The 17,291-nt window shown below is 69.0% G+C and carries 21 protein-coding genes; 6 read left to right on the forward strand and 15 right to left on the reverse strand.

Going from position 1 to position 17,291, the window contains the following annotated elements; genetic code table 11:
- From ON29_RS17935 to ON29_RS17955, 5 genes are all read right to left on the reverse strand, one after another.
- On the reverse strand, positions 1–1,280 hold a 1,280-nt coding region (locus tag ON29_RS17935), incomplete at its 3' end, for an ABC transporter substrate-binding protein (RefSeq protein WP_040867774.1).
- Positions 1,281–1,297: 17 nt separating this feature from the next.
- Positions 1,298–2,533: a protein translocase subunit SecF gene (gene secF / locus ON29_RS17940; RefSeq protein WP_040867696.1), complete on the reverse strand. Its 1,236-nt coding sequence runs from the start codon at positions 2,531–2,533 to the stop codon at positions 1,298–1,300.
- A 7-nt stretch (positions 2,534–2,540) separates the two neighbouring features.
- Entirely contained in the window at positions 2,541–4,211 is a 1,671-nt protein-coding gene (secD, locus tag ON29_RS17945; protein ID WP_040867698.1) for a protein translocase subunit SecD, read from the reverse strand.
- 119 nt (positions 4,212–4,330) lie between these two features.
- On the reverse strand, positions 4,331–4,687 hold the full coding sequence (gene yajC / locus ON29_RS17950) for a preprotein translocase subunit YajC (RefSeq protein ID WP_040867700.1): 357 nt from the start codon (positions 4,685–4,687) through the stop codon (positions 4,331–4,333).
- Positions 4,688–4,857: 170 nt separating this feature from the next.
- On the reverse strand, positions 4,858–6,348 hold the full coding sequence (locus tag ON29_RS17955) for a flavin-containing monooxygenase (protein ID WP_040867703.1): 1,491 nt from the start codon (positions 6,346–6,348) through the stop codon (positions 4,858–4,860).
- Positions 6,349–6,384: 36 nt separating this feature from the next.
- On the opposite strand from ON29_RS17955, the gene ON29_RS17960 reads away from it, so the two are divergent.
- Both ON29_RS17960 and ON29_RS37505 read left to right on the forward strand, forming a co-directional pair.
- Positions 6,385–7,050, forward strand: coding sequence for a TetR/AcrR family transcriptional regulator (locus ON29_RS17960; protein ID WP_051175337.1), 666 nt, complete (start codon positions 6,385–6,387; stop codon positions 7,048–7,050).
- A gap of 151 nt (positions 7,051–7,201) precedes the next feature.
- Positions 7,202–7,765, forward strand: coding sequence for a DivIVA domain-containing protein (locus tag ON29_RS37505; RefSeq protein ID WP_040867704.1), 564 nt, complete (start codon positions 7,202–7,204; stop codon positions 7,763–7,765).
- A 27-nt stretch (positions 7,766–7,792) separates the two neighbouring features.
- Here the strand turns inward: ON29_RS37505 and ruvB are convergent, their stop codons facing one another.
- From ruvB to ON29_RS17990, 5 genes are all read right to left on the reverse strand, one after another.
- The gene (gene ruvB, locus ON29_RS17970; RefSeq protein ID WP_040867707.1) at positions 7,793–8,875 is read right to left on the reverse strand and encodes a Holliday junction branch migration DNA helicase RuvB; all 1,083 of its coding nucleotides are present in this window, start codon (positions 8,873–8,875) and stop codon (positions 7,793–7,795) included.
- An 8-nt stretch (positions 8,876–8,883) separates the two neighbouring features.
- On the reverse strand, positions 8,884–9,486 hold the full coding sequence (gene ruvA / locus ON29_RS17975; protein ID WP_040867708.1) for a Holliday junction branch migration protein RuvA: 603 nt from the start codon (positions 9,484–9,486) through the stop codon (positions 8,884–8,886).
- Positions 9,483–10,052 carry a crossover junction endodeoxyribonuclease RuvC gene (ruvC, locus tag ON29_RS17980; RefSeq protein ID WP_040867709.1) on the reverse strand — a complete coding sequence of 190 codons (570 nt, stop codon included), beginning with the start codon at positions 10,050–10,052 and terminating at the stop codon, positions 9,483–9,485. Before ruvC ends, ruvA begins: the two co-directional genes overlap by 4 nt.
- Positions 10,053–10,134: 82 nt before the next feature.
- A complete protein-coding gene (locus ON29_RS17985) occupies positions 10,135–10,587 on the reverse strand; it encodes an acyl-CoA thioesterase (protein ID WP_040867710.1) in 453 nt (150 codons plus the stop codon).
- Between the two features lie 84 nt (positions 10,588–10,671).
- Positions 10,672–11,187 (reverse strand): O-acetyl-ADP-ribose deacetylase, encoded by a 516-nt coding sequence (locus tag ON29_RS17990; RefSeq protein ID WP_040867711.1) that lies wholly within the window; start codon positions 11,185–11,187, stop codon positions 10,672–10,674.
- Positions 11,188–11,489: 302 nt separating this feature from the next.
- Between ON29_RS17990 and ON29_RS35945 the strand changes: the two genes are divergently transcribed.
- The 3 genes from ON29_RS35945 to ON29_RS17995 are packed head-to-tail and all read left to right on the forward strand — an operon-like array spanning position 11,490 to position 12,059.
- Positions 11,490–11,663: a hypothetical protein gene (locus tag ON29_RS35945; RefSeq protein ID WP_157172822.1), complete on the forward strand. Its 174-nt coding sequence runs from the start codon at positions 11,490–11,492 to the stop codon at positions 11,661–11,663.
- A complete protein-coding gene (locus ON29_RS37510; RefSeq protein WP_083863721.1) occupies positions 11,590–11,811 on the forward strand; it encodes a zinc-binding dehydrogenase in 222 nt (73 codons plus the stop codon). The genes ON29_RS35945 and ON29_RS37510 overlap by 74 nt, the downstream gene beginning before the upstream one ends.
- 41 nt (positions 11,812–11,852) lie before the next feature.
- The gene (locus tag ON29_RS17995; protein ID WP_040867713.1) at positions 11,853–12,059 is read left to right on the forward strand and encodes a DUF5988 family protein; all 207 of its coding nucleotides are present in this window, start codon (positions 11,853–11,855) and stop codon (positions 12,057–12,059) included.
- Between the two features lie 350 nt (positions 12,060–12,409).
- Here the strand turns inward: ON29_RS17995 and ON29_RS18000 are convergent, their stop codons facing one another.
- The 3 genes from ON29_RS18000 to ON29_RS18010 all read right to left on the reverse strand — a co-directional run bounded on the left by ON29_RS18000 (position 12,410) and on the right by ON29_RS18010 (position 14,877).
- Positions 12,410–13,162 carry a YebC/PmpR family DNA-binding transcriptional regulator gene (locus ON29_RS18000; protein WP_040867714.1) on the reverse strand — a complete coding sequence of 251 codons (753 nt, stop codon included), beginning with the start codon at positions 13,160–13,162 and terminating at the stop codon, positions 12,410–12,412.
- A 163-nt stretch (positions 13,163–13,325) separates the two neighbouring features.
- Positions 13,326–13,976 carry a pyridoxal 5'-phosphate synthase glutaminase subunit PdxT gene (gene pdxT, locus ON29_RS18005; protein ID WP_051175339.1) on the reverse strand — a complete coding sequence of 217 codons (651 nt, stop codon included), beginning with the start codon at positions 13,974–13,976 and terminating at the stop codon, positions 13,326–13,328.
- Between the two features lie 79 nt (positions 13,977–14,055).
- Positions 14,056–14,877 carry an acyl-CoA thioesterase gene (locus tag ON29_RS18010; protein ID WP_040867716.1) on the reverse strand — a complete coding sequence of 274 codons (822 nt, stop codon included), beginning with the start codon at positions 14,875–14,877 and terminating at the stop codon, positions 14,056–14,058.
- 106 nt (positions 14,878–14,983) lie between these two features.
- Between ON29_RS18010 and ON29_RS18015 the strand changes: the two genes are divergently transcribed.
- Positions 14,984–15,610 (forward strand): nucleoside/nucleotide kinase family protein, encoded by a 627-nt coding sequence (locus ON29_RS18015; protein ID WP_040867717.1) that lies wholly within the window; start codon positions 14,984–14,986, stop codon positions 15,608–15,610.
- Positions 15,611–15,783: 173 nt separating this feature from the next.
- On the opposite strand, the gene ON29_RS18020 is transcribed toward ON29_RS18015, so the two are convergent.
- Positions 15,784–16,518: an SDR family oxidoreductase gene (locus tag ON29_RS18020; protein WP_040867719.1), complete on the reverse strand. Its 735-nt coding sequence runs from the start codon at positions 16,516–16,518 to the stop codon at positions 15,784–15,786.
- 143 nt (positions 16,519–16,661) lie between these two features.
- Positions 16,662–17,156 carry a WKL family lipoprotein gene (locus ON29_RS18025; RefSeq protein ID WP_040867721.1) on the reverse strand — a complete coding sequence of 165 codons (495 nt, stop codon included), beginning with the start codon at positions 17,154–17,156 and terminating at the stop codon, positions 16,662–16,664.
- Between the last annotated feature and the right edge of the window lie 135 nt (positions 17,157–17,291).

The raw sequence follows: 17,291 nt of genomic DNA on the forward strand, positions 1-17,291 counted from the left end.
ACGGTCTGCGCGCGGCGATCGTCCGGACCTTGATAGCCGATCCGGACGGTGGGGTTCGGTGCACCGGAGGCCGCGACCGCCCTGGTCGCGTTCGCCACGTCGCCACCGGAGTACTTGTTCGCCGCGCCGATGACCGCCGGATAGAACAGGGAGTCCTGCTGCACGACGTGCGCGTCGAGCGGGCCGGAGCCGAGCCCGGTCTTCGGTGCGTCCGGTGCCTTGCCGAGCTTGTCGAACAGCGTCTGACGTGGCAGGCACAACGCGAACGCGCGGCGCGCCTCGACCGAGGCGAATACGCCGCCGGTCGCCAGGACCAGTTGCTCGGCGCCCCGGCCCGGCATGGTCTGCACCGAGAAGCCGTTCAGATTCAGGTCTTTCACCGAATGCGCACCGATGTCGAGCACGCCGACGGCGTTGTCGCCGACCTTCTGCTTCAGGTCGAAGGTCTTGGGCCAGACGACGATTCGCCCGGTCGCCGGTTTGTTGCCCCACCACCGTTCGTTGGCGACCAGCACCAAGCCGTCCTCGCTGCCGAACGACTCGACGCGGTACGGCCCCGACGAAGGGAAGCGCGACAGGTCCAGCCGGCCGTCGGCCGGGATGACCCATCCGGTGTTCCAGAATTCCGCGATCCTGCCGAGCGCGTTCGGGTCACCGGTCTGCAACGCCGACACGACATTGGGCACGTTCGCGACGCGGGCCGCGACGTGCGCGGGTACCAGCTCGCCCGCCGTGAACAGAGTGCGCCACGGCAGGTAACGCCGACCGGGCCGGAACACCACCGTGGCATCCCGCGAACCGGGCTGGCAGTCGACACGCTCGATGTCGTCGTAGCCGCTGGTGCTCGCGGCGTCGAAGAGCGGAACCGCGCCGCGGTCACCGGGTTTGGTGTACCGCCCGCTACGGGCGGCCCAGGCCAGCACCAAGTCGTCACACGAGGTCGGCACACCGTCGGAGTACACGCCGTCGGGGTTGAGGCGGTACTGGATGGTCTGCGACTCCCCCGGCACCTCCTTGGCGGTGCCGAAGTCGGTGTCGGCGACCTGCTGGCCGTCCGGACCGGTGTAGAAGAAGCCGGTGAGCACCCGGGAGAACACCGCCGACGACCCGGAACTCGCTCCGAGCGTGCTACCGCCGTTATAGGTGGCGATGGTGGCATCGGTCGCGTAGCCGATGGAGGGAACCTGGTTCTTACTGGAGCAGCCGACCATCAACCCGGCGGCCAGCGTGCCCGCAGCGAGCGCTCCGATCAGTCGTACCGCACCGCGTGGCTGTCGCATGAAACCCCTGTCTGGTGTCAGTTCCGCCTTTTGTGCCGTTTACCGCTCGGGCGCGCACCGGGTCGCGGTGTCTGCCCCGCCGCGCGCTGTCCGCGCGGCGTCTCGTCGAAATCCCGGCCCGCTGCCATACTCGCCCGGCGCTCGGCCGCGACGCCTGCCCGTGCCCCTGCCGCACCGGCCCGCTTGGCCAGGACCTTCTTGGTGTGCGCCGCCACCGGCCCCCAGCGCTCTTTGATCGAGACCAGCAGCGGAGTCGCGAAGAAGATCGAGGAGTAGGTGCCGACCAGCAGACCGACCAGCTGCACCAGCGCCAAGTCCTTGAGGGTGCCCACGCCCAGCATCCAGACCGCGATCACCATCAAGCCGACGATCGGCAGGATACCGATCAAGGCGGTGTTGATCGAGCGCATCAGCGTCTGGTTCACCGCGAGGTTCGCCTGCTCGCCGTAGGTGCGCCTGGTCAGGTGCAGGATGCCGTGGGTGTTCTCCTCGACCTTGTCGAACACCACGACCGAGTCGTAGAGCGAGAAGCCGAGGATCGTCAGGATGCCGATCACCGTGGCCGGGGTGACCTCGAAGCCGACGAGCGAGTACACGCCCGCGGTGACCGTGACGTCGAAGGCCAGCGCCGCCAGCGCCGCGATGGCCATGTGCGGTTCGAATCGGACCGCGATGTAGACCGCCACGAGCACGAGGAACACCGCGAGCGCGATGAGCGCCTTGCGGGTGATCTGGCTGCCCCAGGTCTCGCTGACGTCGGAGGTGCTGATCGCGGCCCGGCTCGGGTTGCCGGACTTGTCCTTCGGCTGGAATTTCGCGAACAGCGCGTTGTTCAGCGCCTCCACCTGCTGCTGGTTCAGCGCCTCTGACCGGATCAGCATGGTGGCCGATCCGCCGGTGCCGACGGTCTGCACCGAGACCGGGTCGGTGCCGATGGCGCCGCGGTAGACGTCCTCCGCCGCGCTGGTGGTCGCGTTCCCCGCGGGGAACTGGATGCGGGAACCACCCTCGAAGTCGATGCCGAAGTTGAAGCCGCGGAAGAGGATGCTGCCCAGCGAGACGAGCACGATCGCGGCGGTGATGAGATACCACATCCGGCGCTTGCCGATGACGTCGATCGCGCCGGTACCGGTGTAGAGGCGGTTGAGGAAGCCGTGCTTGGGCGGCTGCGGCTCGCCGACCGCCGCGAACACGTCGGTGATCTCGGTGGCGCTCGTCTTGTCGAGCGAGGGGGTGGTGTGGCTGTTGGTCATCGCGTCCTCACGCCTTCCCGAGGGCGGCCTCGGCCGCCTTCCGCTCGCGGGCGATCTGCTGGATCGCGCCCAGGCCGTTCACCGAGGGCTTGGACCAGAACGCCGTCCGTGAAGCCAGCAGCACCAGCGGCGACGTGACCAGGAACACCACGACGACGTCGAGGATCGTGGTGAGACCGAGGGTGAACGCGAAGCCCTTCACCTGGCCGACGGCCAGGATGTACAGCACCGCCGCGGCGATGAAGCTGACGGCGTTGCCGGACAGAATGGTCCGGCGGGCGCGCTGCCAGCCGCGGGGAGCCGCGGAACGGAAGCTGCGTCCTTCGCGCATCTCGTCCTTGATGCGTTCGAAGAACACCACGAACGAGTCGGCGGTCATACCGATACCGATGATCAGACCGGCGATACCGGCGAGGTCGAGTGTGAAGCCGATCCAGCGCCCGAGCAGCACCATGATGCCGTACACCGCGAAGCCGGAGGCCACCAGTGACAAACCGGTGACGAAACCCAGCATCCGGTAGTAGGTGAGGCAGTAGAGCAACACCACGACCAAGCCGACCGCCCCGGCGAGCAGGCCCGCCTTCAACGAGGACAGGCCCAGCGTCGCGGAGACCGTCTCGGCCTCGGAGGTCTGGAACGACAGCGGCAGCGAGCCGTACTTCAGCGTGTTCGCCAGTTCCTTCGCCGATGTCGCGGTGAAGTTGCCCGAGATCTGGGTGCGGCCGCCCTGCTGCGGGCCCTGCTGCACGACCGGTGCGCTGACCACCTTCGAGTCGAGCACGAAGGCGACCCGCTTGTAGACGTACTCGCCGGTCAGCGTCGCCCACGCGTCGCTGCCACCGGACTTGAAGTCCAGATAGACCTCGTGCCTGGCCTGTTGCTGGTTCAGCCCCGAGGTGGCGTCCTTGATCTCCTGGCCGTCGATGCGGCTCTTGTCCAGCAGGAAGACCTCGGTGCCGTCGGTCGAGCAGGTCACCAGCGGAAGAGCCGGGTCGTCGTTGCCCGCGAGTGGATCGGACTTTCCGCAGTCCATGGTGGCCAGCGCGGTCTGCTGCACGGACGGGTCGGAACTCTGCCGCAGCGCCCTGGCCGCCTGGATCTCCTTCGTCGCCTCTTCGGTGGGCGTCAGGCTGGGATCGGCGGGAGGCTGCGTCGGCTGCTGAGCGGGGAACACGCGCTGCTGCGGAGCCGGGGCGGGCTCGGTGGTCTCCGGTGTCGCGGGTTGCGTCGTCTCCGGCTGCGCGGCCGGCGCGGGCTGGGTGCCCGGCGTCGTCTGCGGGGTGGCGCCCCGTCCCGTCGCGGGCACGGCCTGCAATACGGGCCGGATGTAGAGCTTGGCGGTGGTCGCGAGCGCGCGCGCCTGCTGCCCGTCGTCGCCGGGCACGGTGATCACGATGTTGTCGCCGTCGATGACGACCTCGGAGCCGCCGACACCGAGCCCGTTGACCCGGTTCTCGATGATGTCCTGCGCCTTCTTCAGGCTGTCCTGGCTCGGCTTGCTGCCGTCCGGCGTGCGCGCGGACAGCGTGACGCGGGTGCCGCCCTGCAAATCGATACCGAGCTTGGGTGTCGGGGACTTGTCACCGGTGAAGAACACCAGCGCATAGACCACGGCCAGCAGCGCGGCATAGACACCGAGCAACCGCAGCGGGTGCGCCGATCCCTGGGAAGGTGGCACAGTACGTCATCTCCTAGGCGGGAAGTCGAGGATGGAACAGCGGGCGTGCGCCAGCGGCGCCGGGTGCGCGGACCAACGGCCGCGGCGACATCCGGCGAGCCGGGGCACAACCGGAACGATCAGTCCTTGGTCAGGCGGGTCTCGGTCTGCTCGGCGGATTCCTCGACGGCGTCGGTCGCGTCCGAGCCGCCGGTCTCCGTGGCGGTCTCCTCGGCGCCCACCTCTTCGGTGCGCACCTCACGGATGGCCTGGCGCAGCCACGTGGTGACCACGTCCTCGGCGATCTCGAGATCGACCGTGGTGTCATCGAGGTCGACCACGGTGCCGTACAGACCCGACGTGGTGACGACCTGATCGCCGACCTTCAGGTTGTCCTGCATGCCTGCGACCTTCTCGGCTTCCCGCTTCTGACGGCGGACACCGAGGAACATCGGCACGAGCAGGGCTACCAGTAGCAGCGGAAACAGCAGTTCCATCGTCGAAGTCAGTCCCTAGTGTCGTGGGTGGGATGGACAAGTACCCACACAGTCTGCCAGTTCACCGCGCGAGTGCCACACCCGCACACCCGCTGGGCAGCTACAACGTTCTCACCGCGCACCGCCTCGCCCGGCGAACGACACTCCGGCGGGCGAGGCGGGCGCCGACCTCAGGCGGTCCTGCCGTAGGCGTAGTCCTCCAGCGGGAAGGCGACCGCCTCGCGATGCGCGTTGAGCGTGCTGGTGGGCCGCAGCAGGGCCGCCTCGCCGTGCTGGTTGAAGTAATAGCTGCGCGCGGTGGCGCAGTCGCCGCCGTAGAAGACCGAGGAGCCCAGCTTGGCGGTGACCCGGTCCAGGAACGCCGCGTTGGCCTGCTCGGTGACCTCGAAGGTCGTCTCGCCCCGGCGGCGCAGCTCGCCGAACAGGCGGCCCATGTGCTTCATCTGCGCTTCGATGGTGGTGAAGTAGGACAGGCCACTGTAGGAGTACGGGCTGTTGAGGCTGAGGAAGTTGGGGAACTTCGGCACCGTGATGCCCTCGTAGGCCTGGAACCGGTTGTCCCGCCAGAACTTTCCGAGATTCACCCCGTCGCGGCCGATGATCTCGATGGCCGGGAAGTTCACGTCCCACAGGTTGAAGCCGGTGGCCAGGATCAGCGTGTCGATCTCGGTCTTGTGCCCGTCCGCGGTAACGATGCCGTCCGGCTCGATGTGGTCGATCGAGTTCGTCTCCAGCCGCACGTGCGGCTGGTTGAACGTGGTGAAGTAGTGGTTGGAGAAGGTCGGCCGCTTGCACCCGAAGTCGTAGTCCGGGGTCAGCCGCCTGCGGGTCTCCTTGTCCCGCACGGACGCCCGCAGATGCGCCTTGGCCAGCGCGCCCGCGCCCTTGTTCAGCAGCCTGGCCTGCTTGAAGTGCAGCACCCCGACCACCATCAGCGCCTCCAGCAGGCTGGTGTTGACCAGTCGCGCGGCCTTCTGCGTGGCGGGGACCCGCTCGAACAGCTTCCGCACCGGCGCGGGGATCGCGGTGTCGATCTTCGGGACCACCCAGATCGGGGTGCGCTGGAACACCGTGAGCGCTCGCGCCTTCTCGGCGACCTCCGGTACCAGCTGCACGGCCGTGGCGCCGGTGCCGATGATCGCGGCCCTGCGGCCGGTGAGATCGAAGCCGTCCTCCCAGGCGGTGGTGTGGATGATCTTGCCTGCGAACGAGTCGATACCGGGGAACGGCGGCGTGTAGGGCTGGGACAGGAATCCGGTCGCGGTCAGCAGATAGCGGCCGGTGACCGTCTGCCCGCCCGCGATCGAGACCACCCAGTGCTGCCGCTCTTCGTCCCAGCGCGCGCCGTCGACGACGGTGCCGAAGCGCATGCGGCGGCGCAGGCCGTACTTGTCCGCGACGTGTTCGGCGTACTTCTTCAGCTCCTCGCCCGGCGCGAACAGCCGCGACCAGTGCGGATTCGGTTCGAAGGAGTAGGAGTAGGTGACCGAGGCGATGTCGACCGCCAGACCCGGGTAGTGGTTGACGTGCCAGGTGCCACCGAGATCGTCCTCGCGTTCGAGGATGACGTAATTGCTCAGGCCGAGCCGATCGAGCTGAATCCCCGCTCCCATGCCCCCGAACCCCGCACCGACTACGACCGCGTCGTATTGAGGCGCCACACCGAACCTCCTGCTAGCTGAACCACATATCACGGAATGACACATCATTCCGTTTGTGATGACTGTATCATCGGCAAGGTGACGAAGCCATCCACGCGTGCCGAGCGACGGAAAGCCGAACTGCGTCAGGAGATCATCGACACCGCGTTCGTCTGCTTCGCGGAGAAGGGCTATCACACCACCGGCATCGCCGACATCGCGGGACAGCTGGGCATCGGTCACGGCACCTTCTACCGGTACTTCAGCAACAAGCGCGACATCATCGACCACGTCATCGACGACTTGGCCGCGCGCATCATCGCCGCCCTCGGCACCGAGAACGCCCCGGACGCCGCCGCCTCCCTCGACGAGTACCGCGCCCAGATCGACCGCATCGGCGTGGCCCTCACCGAGATCCTGCTGGCCGATCGCCGGGTGGCCCAGCTGCTGCTGTTCCACGCCACCGGCATCGATGACGAGCTCACCCAGCGGCTGTACGGGCTGCTCGATACGGCCGACGCGCTGACCGCGGGCTATCTCGACCACGGCGTCGAGCAGGGCTATCTGCGCGCCGACCTGGACACCATGAACACCGCGCGAGCGGTGACCGGCATGTTGATCGCGGGCATCGTCTACTCGCTGCGCGAACCGGACGAAGCTTCGATCGCCGGGCTGACCCAGGCGATCCGCCGCCTGCTCGTGGACGGCGTTCGCAAGGACTGAGCGGCTCGGCAATCCCCCTGACACCGCCACCGGCGCTAGGGTGAGGCGCACTGATCCGACGCTTTCGCCAGGGGGACGGCCCTTGTTCGCAAAAGGCCAGGGAAACACGAAATTTCCCTTCCGATCGGCCCGGCGCACCGCGCCTGACAGAATGTCGCCCGTGACTCCCGAGGACGTGCGCCGCACCCGTTTCGCGACCCCCACGCTCGGGCACCGTGGCTACCACGCGGACGAGGTGGATGCCTTCCTCGAACTCGTCGCCGCGACCCTGGCCGGGGAGGGCGCGCTGGCCGCCGACGATCTACGGCATGTCGGTTTCGGCGCGCCACGGCTCGGCCAGCGCGGTTACCGCGCCGACCAGGTCGACGAATATCTCGACCAGTTGCGCGTCGAACTGGAGTTCCGTCAGCGCGGCGTCCGGCCGGTCCCGGCCGCGAACGGCAACGGCCACGCCATCCTCACTCCGGATGACGTGCGGCGCATGCGATTCAGCCAAGCCGCGGTGGGGCGGCGCGGATACAACGAGGAAGAGGTCGGCGCTTTCCTCGACCTGGTCGCCGCGACCCTCGTGCACGGCGGGCCGGGCAGTCTCACCATCGCCGATGTCGAGGCCGTCCGTTTCACCGAGGCCCGCCTCGGCACCCGCGGCTATCAACGCGACGAGGTCGACGCCTTCCTCGACCTGGTCGCCGCCGCACTGCGCGATCGCCGCTGACCGCGGTCGGTCACCCGGACGGGCGATTCATTCGAAGAGATCGAGCGTGGGGTGTGGCTCGCGACCGCGCACTTCGATGGAGCCGAACACGAGGTCGGGCGGCGGGACGAGACCGAGGTGCTCCCAGGCGGCCGCGGTGGCGACCCGGCCGCGCGGTGTGCGCGCGACCATGCCCGCGCGCACCAGGAACGGTTCGCATACCTCCTCCACGGTAGCGGCCTCTTCTCCGACCGCCACGGCCAAGGTGGACACCCCCACCGGGCCGCCGCCGAAACTACGGACTAGGGCGCCGAGGACCGCGCGGTCGAGCCGGTCGAGGCCGAGTACGTCCACGTCGTAGACCTCGAGCGCGGCGTGGGCGATCGCGCGGGTGATGCGGCCGTCGGCACGCACCTCGGCGTAGTCGCGGACGCGGCGCAGCAGGCGGTTGGCGATACGGGGCGTGCCGCGCGAGCGCCCCGCGATCTCGGCCGCCGCCTCCTCCTCGATCACGACACCGAGGATGTGCGCCGAGCGCTTCAGGATGCGCAGCAGTTCGCCGGGCTCGTAGAAGTCCATGTGCCCGGTGAAACCGAAACGGTCGCGCAGCGGGCCGGTCAGCGCTCCGGACCTGGTGGTGGCACCGACCAGGGTGAACGGCGCGATGTCCAGGGGAATGGAGGTCGCGCCGGGCCCCTTGCCGACGACCACGTCCACCCGGAAGTCCTCCATCGCCAGGTAGAGCATCTCCTCCGCGGGACGCGCCATCCGGTGGATCTCGTCGATGAACAGCACGTCGCCCTCGACCAGGTTGCTGAGCATGGCGGCCAGATCGCCCGCCCGCTCCAGCGCGGGACCGGACGTGATCCGCAAAGCGGTGCCGAGTTCGGCGGCGATGATCATCGCCATGCTGGTCTTGCCGAGACCCGGCGGCCCGGACAGCAGGACGTGGTCCGGAGTGCCGCCGCGTTGTTTGGCTCCGCGCAATACCAGCGCGAGCTGTTCGCGCACACGGGGCTGGCCGATGAAGTCGTCCAGCGACTGCGGGCGCAGACTCGCCTCGATCTCGCCGTCGGACCTCAGATAGCTTGCGCTGACCTGGGATTCGGTAGGTTCCTCGTGGTGGTCCATGACGCGCCTTACCGGTTCTTGCCGAGCAGGCCGAGCGCGGCCCGCAGGGCGGCGGAGGTGCCGACGCCCGGCTGTTCGGCCAGCACCGCATCGATCGCCTGTTCGGCCTGCTTGGCGGCGAAACCGAGGCCGACGAGCGCCTCGGTGACCTGATCACGCACCGGCGTGGCCGCCGCGGGTGTCGATCCGGGCGGGCCGGAGGGCACCGGAACGAGGTTCACCTTGTCCCGCAGTTCCACCACCATGCGTTCGGCGCCGCGCTTGCCGATGCCGGGCACCCTGGTCAGCGCCGCGACGTTGCTCTCGGCCAGCGCTTTGCGCAGCGCCTCGGGCTCGAGGACGGCCAGCACCGCCATGGCGAGGCGGGGTCCGACGCCGGAGGCGGTTTGCAGCAGGCCGAACAGGTCGCGCGCCTCGGTGTCGGCGAACCCGTAGAGGGTCATCGAGTCCTCGCGGACGATCATCGCGGTGTAGAGCCGGGTTTCCTCGCCGCGGGTGAGCCCGGCCAGGGTGGACGGGGTGGCGTTGAGCCGGTAGCCGACGCCCGCCGCCTCGATCACCGCGTGGTCGAGGGCGATTTCCAGCACTTCACCGCGTACCGACGCGATCACCCGTGCACCGCCTTCCGTTGTTCGGCCAGCCGTTCGATGTACCGGCGCTGTGCCGCGGCCGCCTTGGCCTCCGCCGCCGCCATCCGCTCCAGCAGCGGCGCCCGCCAACAATGGCAGATCGCCAGCGCCAGCGCATCCGCCGCGTCCGCCGGTTTCGGCGCGACGGGCAGGCCGAGGATCCGGGTGACCATGGCCGTCACCTGCTTCTTGTCCGCGGTGCCGCTGCCGGTGACCGCGGCCTTCACCTCGCTGGGTGTGTGGAACGCGACCGGGATCCCCCGGCGCGCGGCGGCCAGCGCGATCACTCCGCCCGCCTGCGCGGTGCCCATGGCGGTACGGACATTGTGCTGGGCGAAGACGCGTTCGATGGCAACGGCCCCGGGCTTGTGGGTGTCCATCCAGCGTTCGGCGGCGTCCGCGACCGCCAGCAGGCGATGGGCCAGATCCATATCGCCGGGAGTGCGGACCACGTCGACGTCCACGGCGGTGACCTTCCGCCCCGGCCCGCCGTCGACGATGCTGAGGCCGCATCGGGTGAGTCCGGGGTCGACGCCCATCACCCGCACGACAACCCCTCTCCCGGACACGAACAACTGTTCGAGAGTCTAGCGGAGGCTTGGTCTTTCGCCGCCCCGCGACACGGCCCGGCTATCCGCCGACGTCACCGGCTTCCCGCGACGCGCCCGGCAGGCCGAGCACCTCCGGACGACTCGCACGCACCGCCCACTGGTGCGCGGGATCGGCGACCAGGCGCCGTGCCCCGAGGTCCAGTAAGCCGCTGACGTGGGTCACCGTCGCGGCGACCACGCCGTCGGCGCGCGTCAGCGTGTGCTCGACCCGATAGGTCTTGCCCGCACCCCACTGCCAAGCGCACGACACGTCGACGGTGTCGCCGCCGCGTAGTTCCCGCCGGAAGCGCAGCACGGTCTCCAGGTTGACCGGCCCGAGGCCGGAGGCGAGCAGCTCGTCGACCGAGACGCCCGCCGCTCGGACGCACGCGAATCGCGCGTGGTCGGCGAACTGGTGGTAAGCCGCACCGGTGACATGCATTTGCGGGTCCAAGTCGGACACCCGGACTTCGATACGGGTACTGAACGACACGCGCCGAACTATGCCAGCCGCCACCGACAAACCTCAGGGCTCGAGATGGTTCGCACCGAGAAGATCTCGGCGGGGCGGCCGGTCTCAGGCCCTGGCGACCTGTCTCGCGAACACAGCGTGAGCGCGCTCGTCGAAGAGGACGAAACGGACTTCCGACACGGCCGTGGGAGTCGCGCGAACCGTGTCGACCGCGATCCGGGCTCCGTCCTCCATCGGCCAGCCGTAGACGCCGGTGGAGATCGCCGGGAACGCGACCGTCCGCGCCCCCAGTTCGTCCGCGACGCGCAGAGATTCCCGATAACACGAGGCCAGCGAGGCCGAGCGGTCCTCGGTGGACGACCACACGGGACCGACCGTGTGGATCACCCAGCGCGCGGGCAGGCGACCGGCCGTGGTCGAGACCGCGGCACCGGTCGGCAGTCCCGAGCCGTAGTGGGACGCACGCAGCCTGCGGCATTCCGCCAGGATCTCCGGGCCGCCGCGCCGGTGGATCGCGCCGTCGACTCCCCCGCCGCCGAGCAGCGACGAATTCGCCGCGTTCACCACCGCGTCGACCTCCTGTTCGGTGATGTCGCCGCGCACCAGCACCAGTTCGACCATGCTCGCATTCTGCCTCGCGCACCCACGGCGCATCGAGCACACCGAAGGCCCGGTCACCCAGCAGTGCCGAAGCCGATTCACAGCCTGCCTCGAGGAACGGCCGCGACAATGCCGGACGTGCCAGTACTCGCCGCTCCCCTGACTCCGGCGCCACCGCGCCTTCCTCCGGCGAGTCCGGCGCTGAACCAGCAGCACGCGTTGCACCACGGGATCTCACTGCTGCACGGCTGGCTGCCGCCGACCGTCGAACTGCTCGCCGGGGTGGTCCTGCTGGTCGCCGTCACTCGGCGAACCAGGCGGTGGTGGCTGTTCCGGCTGCCGGCAAACTCTGCACCGCCGGACACGCGGTGGGCATCGACTGCACCGTCTACACCACCGAGGGCGGACACACCTGGCAATTCGCTGCGGCCGCGTTCGCCTCGTCCTTGCCGTGGGTCACCGCCCGCGTGGGTCTGCCGGTTCCCGCCACCGGCTGAACCCTCGGCAACCCGCTCGGCTCGCGCCGCATCCGGCGCCCTGCGCCCGACGATCGCCGCGTCGTTCCCCCTCTCGAAGGCGGTGGAAGCGCACGCGTCGGGCGATACGGGGCGAACCGTCGGCAAATTGGTACTGACCGTGCCCTGAATGTGCCACGATCAGGCCGTTCCCGCTTCTACCATCCGAGGATGAGCATTGGTGCAAAAGCTGTCCTCGAAGGCGGGCCGCAAGATCTGCCCGCGCGCATCGTCCCCATCACCCCGCCCGGAGTGGAATTGAAGGTGCCGTTCCGCGGCGGATACGAGCACTTCAAGGTCACCCAGCGGGAGCAGGACACCCCCGAAGGGCGACTGCGCGTGTACGAATGGTGCGAGCGCACCAAGATCGCGGAGTAATACCGGCTTCCCTCCCCGGCGACGGTGACGTCGGCACCCGGCGCGCCGCCGGGGAGATCACCGGGCATTACGCGATCAGCCGCCCGCGTCTGCGTTCTCCGTGCGCCATCGACGCTCACCTAGTTGAGCGCCTGCTTCCAGCCACCATCCGGACGCACCCGGGATGTACCGGACTCCGGCTCGCGCCGTGCTGGTGACCAGGGCCGCGGCACCTGACGTCAGCGGACTCGGAGAGATCGCCCGGGTGCCGCATCGACCGCGACGGGAGGGACTGTCCGGACACGCTTCGGGGCGGCCGTCAGGAGACCGGCCGCCCCGATTTCGCGCAGTATTACCCGCGGTAGCTCGATTCAGTCGTCGAGCTGAGCGAGCACCTCGTCCGAGATGTCGACGTTGGTATAGACGTTCTGCACGTCGTCGCTGTCCTCGAGGGCGTCCACGAGTTTGATCACCTTGCGTGCGCCGTCGGCGTCCACCGCGACCGACACCGAGGGTTGGAAACCGGACTCGGCGGAGTCGTAGTCGATACCGGCGCCCTGCAGCGCGGTGCGCACCGCGATCAGATCGCTGGGGTCGCTGATGATCTCGAACGACTCACCGAGGTCGTTGACCTCCTCGGCGCCCGCGTCCAGCACCGCCATCAACACGTCGTCCTCGGACAGGCCGTTCTTCTCCAGGGTGACGACGCCCTTGCGATGGAAGAGGTAGGCCACCGAGCCCGGGTCGGCCATGTTGCCGCCGTTGCGCGTCATCGCGACCCGGACCTCGCCCGCCGCCCGGTTGCGGTTGTCGGTGAGGCACTCGATCAGCACGGCGACGCCGTTGGGTCCGTAGCCCTCGTACATGATCGTCTGCCAGTCGGCGCCGCCGGCTTCCTCGCCGCCGCCGCGCTTGCGGGCGCGCTCGATGTTGTCGTTGGGGACCGACGACTTCTTCGCCTTCTGGATGGCGTCGAACAGCGTCGGGTTGCCATCCGGGTCACCGCCACCGGTACGGGCCGCCACCTCGATGTTCTTGATCAACTTCGCGAACAGCTTGCCGCGCTTCGCGTCGATCGCAGCCTTCTTGTGCTTGGTGGTGGCCCATTTGGAGTGGCCGCTCATTCCCTACTTCCTTCAGGTCGATGGCACGTTCGGTCGTGTGTACGGTACCGGCACGGCCGGGCGGACAGCTTCCCCAGCCTACTCGGGCGTCCACTACGGCCCTGCAAAGCGGCCCCGGCTTCGCACCCACTCCTCTTCGCGGGCTCCGTCCCGAGCGCACCCGTCAAGCCGAGCGGACCAGCTCCACGAACATCCGGTGCACCCGCAGATCGCCGGTCACCTCGGGATGGAACGAGGTCGCCAGGACCTTCCCCTGCCGCACCGCGACGATCCGACCTGCGGCGGGGCCGTCCGGCACGGTGGCAAGGACCTCGACGCCCTCGCCTGCCCGCTCGACCCAGGGCGCTCGGATGAACACCGCTCGCACGGGGCCACCGGGCAGGCCCGCGAACGGCAGATCGGTTTCGAACGAGTCGACCTGACGGCCGAACGCGTTGCGCCGCACCGTCATATCGATGCCGGACAGATGCTCGGCGTCCGGGCGGGTGTCGAGCACCTCCGAGGCGAGCAGGATCATGCCCGCGCAGGAACCGAACGCGGGCAGGCCGTCGCGCAGCCGCGCGCGCAGCGGCTCCAGCAGTTCGAAGGCCGCCAGCAGCTTGCTGATCGCGGTCGACTCGCCGCCGGGCAGCACGAGCGCGTCCACCGCCGCGAGCTCCGACTCGCGCCGGACCAGCACGGGCTCGGCGCCGCAGCTGGCGAGCGCGGCGACGTGCTCTCGGACGTCGCCTTGCAACGCGAGCACGCCGATCACGGGACGGGACGGCGTCTGTCCGGTGTCGGCGGCGGGGGCGGTGACCGAGGTAGCGTTCACGCCGGAAAGCTTACGAGCCGTGCCGATGTGGGCGCGCTCACGGTCGGCTGCCACACGCACATCGCCGCAACCGCCCGGATCACTCTTCGCGCAGCGTGCGGATGAGGCCTTCCTGAACCACGGCCGCGACCAGCGTGCCCTCCCGGGTGAAGATCTTGCCGCCGGTCAGGCCCCGGCCGAAAGCCGCCGAGGGCGAGGACTGGTCGTAGAGCAGCCATTCGTCGGCCCGGAACGGGCGCAGGAACCACATCGCGTGATCGAGCGACGCGTTCTGGGTCGGCTCGTCGGGATGGACGACCTTCGAAGAACCCAGCAGCGTCATATCGCTCATGTAGGCGAGGGTGCACACATGCACCAGCGGATCGTCGGGTAGCAGGTGCCGGTAGCGGAACCACACCTGCTGCTGGGAGACCACGCCGTCGCGGCGGGACACGTTCTCCGGCGGGACCATGCGAATGTCCCAGTGTTCCCACTCGCGCATCGCCCACAATCGTTCCGGAGTCATCGTGGTACTCGCGTCGGGCAGATCCTCCGGCATCGGAACGCCGGGCATGATGTCCTGATGCTCGGGGCCCTGGTCACCGACATGGAACGACGCCGACATGGTGAAGATCGCCGCGCCGTCCTGGATGCCGGTCACCCGCCGCGTGCAGAACGACCGGCCGTCCCGGATGCGCTCGACCTGGTAGACCGTCGGTTCCTGCGGATTGCCCGGACGCAGGAAGTAGCCGTGCAGCGAGTGCACTTGGAATCGCGGTTCCACCGTCCGGACCGCGGACACGAGCGCCTGGCCGGCAACCTGGCCGCCGAACGTGCGCGGAAGCTGGGTCTTGGTGGACGCGCCACGGAAGATGTCCCGCTCCAGCCGCTCTATCTCCAGCGCCTCTTCGATTGTCGCCATGGGCAGAGATTATCCCGGCCGCTCACGATGTCGCCGCTCGGCTGCCAGAGAACGTCCGGCAACGCCCATGCCTCCACCGGCCGTCGCGATTTGCTGAGATGGACGGGTGCCCCGCTTTCTGCCCATCACTCCGGACGGACTCGTCGAGCAGGTGATCGAACCCGTCCTGACCGCGGCCTCACACATGGTGATCGCCGTCGACGGCGCGGACGCCGCCCAGCCGGTGGCGCTCGCCCGGCGGATCGTCGAGGCGCTGCGCGAGGCAGGCCGGTGGGCCGACGTGGTCTCCCTGCACGACTACGTACGTCCCGCCTCACTGCGCATGGAGTTCGGTCGCAACGACGAGATGTCCTATCGCACCACGTGGTTCGACTACGCCGCGCTGCGCCGGGAAGTGATCGACGCGCTCCGCCGGCACGGCCGGTGGCTGCCCTCGCTCTGGGACGAAGCCGCCGACCGCTCCGCACGCGCCGCGATCCGCACGGCCCCGCCGGCGACGACGATCGTCCTCGCGGGCCCGATGCTCGCCGGACGCCACCTCGACGCCGACCTGACCCTCCGGCTGGACCTGTCCGAACCCGCGCTCCGCCGCCGCACCGCGGCCGACGCGCAGTGGACCATCCCCGCTCTGCTGCGGCACGACGCCGAGAACCCCTACACGCCAACCTTCTTCGTGCGGTGGGATCATCCCGAGCGTCCGGCGCTTCGAGTCGACGAGCACCGAGCGAACTAGCGTCCGTCTCTGCCGATATCGGACTGCTGGCACCAATAATCAGATGCGCATAACCACGTATCCACATGTGTTTCCTTCTCGGCGGTCCGCTGGTCCACGTCCTCCGACCTCACCCTCGGCGCGCTCGCCCGATCCCGTCGCACGGCCGGACTTGCCGAACGCTCCCTCACCACTCACACCAACCGGTGCCCGCCGTCCACGTGCAGGACGGTGCCGGTGATGAAGGGATTGCGCATCACACCGAGCATCGCCTGCGCGATATCGGACGGACGGCCGATGCGCCCGACCGGCAGGCGCGCGGCGAGCTGCCGGTGACGTTCGGTCTTCGCGGGCCCCGCGATGGTGTCCCAGATCGGGGTGTCGACCCACCCGGGTGAGACCACGTTGACGCGGACCGGGCCGAGCTCGAGGGCCAAGGCGTAGGCCAGTGAGGCGAGCGCGCCGTTGACCGCCGCCACCATGGCGCCGCCCGGCGCGGGCCGATACGCCGCCACGCCGGAGGTGAAGGTCACCGAACCGCCCGGGACCACCCGGGCGTGCTTGGCCAGCAGAGCGGGGCCGATCAGCTTGGACGAGAACAGATTCCGGGCCAGGTCGGCGTCGAACTCGGCCAGTGTCTGATAGGCGCCGGTGATGTCGGCCGCGGTGGTGACGACATGATCGACCGGTTCCGACTCGGCGAACAGACGCTCGAGATCGGCTTCGCGGGTGATGTCCGCGACGACCGAGCGCACCGAGCCCGGCCCCGCGGGCAGGCCGCGCTGCGCCGCGGCGAGCCGGTCGGCGGAACGGCCCGCGATGGTGACCTCCGCGCCCTCGGCGACCAGCGCGGCCGCCAGCGCCAGTCCCATGCCGGAGCTGCCGCCCACGATGACGACATGTTCGGGTGTTGTGCTGCTTGCTGTCATGGCTCCAGCCGACCATCGGCGCGGTCGAGTGTCCATGTCGCACTGTCGAACACGCCTTAGTCGCAGACTAACGCCGCAGGCCGAGGACCGTTCCGGGAGCGCACGGGGCGACGTACCGCACCTCCCGTGCGCCCGGCCGGCTCTCAGGGGGTGCAGGCCGGTGATTGCTGGTTCAGGTTGGCCAGTGCCTGGCACGCCCACGTCTTCTGGACCTTCCACTTGCCGCCGTCCAGCACGAACGGGACATCGACCTGGTTTTCCTGCCCGTTGATGGTGAACTTCGCCTGCGCGGTCACGCTGTCACCGAAGGCGGTCACTCCGGTGACCACCGCAGTGGCGTTCGCCTGCCGGAACGCCTCGGCCAGACGGTTGGGCAGGCCGGGGTCGGCTTCGATGCCCTGTACGAGATCGAGTTTGTCTTCGTTCGGCACCGCGGGATCGAGGGCCTTCTGCAACAGGGCGTTGAGTTCGTCGACGGTGGGCGCGGCGGGGGTGGTCACGGTCGCCGAGGCGGCCGCTGTGGTGCGGGTCGACTTGGGTGAGTCGCTCTTGTCGTCACTGCCGCAGGCGGCGAGGCCGAGGGCGGCCACGAGGGCCAAACCCGCTACTGCGGTGCGTCCGGTCTTGGGAAGCTTCAACTGTTCGTCCTTTGCGCTCGGATCGATCCGGTGAGAGGGCGCGAAATGGCCTTGGACGGCCATCGAATGGCGAAGCTACTGAGCGTGATTATGGGAACCATGAGACGACCTTCTGGCCGCCGTAAGAGTTGAACC

Origin of the sequence: Nocardia exalbida NBRC 100660, assembly GCF_000308575.1 — a bacterium.
GTDB lineage: Bacteria > Actinomycetota > Actinomycetes > Mycobacteriales > Mycobacteriaceae > Nocardia > Nocardia exalbida.

Excerpts from the sequence above, each read along its gene's own strand:
- secF (WP_040867696.1), bottom strand. The coding sequence starts at position 2,533 with ATGACCAACAGCCACACCACCCCCTCGCTCGACAAGACGAGCGCCACC.
- yajC (WP_040867700.1), bottom strand. The coding sequence starts at position 4,687 with ATGGAACTGCTGTTTCCGCTGCTACTGGTAGCCCTGCTCGTGCCGATG.
- ON29_RS17960 (WP_051175337.1), top strand. The coding sequence starts at position 6,385 with ATGACACATCATTCCGTTTGTGATGACTGTATCATCGGCAAGGTGACG.
- ON29_RS37505 (WP_040867704.1), top strand. The coding sequence starts at position 7,202 with ATGTCGCCCGTGACTCCCGAGGACGTGCGCCGCACCCGTTTCGCGACC.
- ruvB (WP_040867707.1), bottom strand. The coding sequence starts at position 8,875 with ATGGACCACCACGAGGAACCTACCGAATCCCAGGTCAGCGCAAGCTAT.
- ON29_RS17990 (WP_040867711.1), bottom strand. The coding sequence starts at position 11,187 with ATGGTCGAACTGGTGCTGGTGCGCGGCGACATCACCGAACAGGAGGTC.
- ON29_RS17995 (WP_040867713.1), top strand. The coding sequence starts at position 11,853 with ATGAGCATTGGTGCAAAAGCTGTCCTCGAAGGCGGGCCGCAAGATCTG.
- ON29_RS18000 (WP_040867714.1), bottom strand. The coding sequence starts at position 13,162 with ATGAGCGGCCACTCCAAATGGGCCACCACCAAGCACAAGAAGGCTGCG.
- ON29_RS18010 (WP_040867716.1), bottom strand. The coding sequence starts at position 14,877 with ATGGCGACAATCGAAGAGGCGCTGGAGATAGAGCGGCTGGAGCGGGAC.
- ON29_RS18020 (WP_040867719.1), bottom strand. The coding sequence starts at position 16,518 with ATGACAGCAAGCAGCACAACACCCGAACATGTCGTCATCGTGGGCGGC.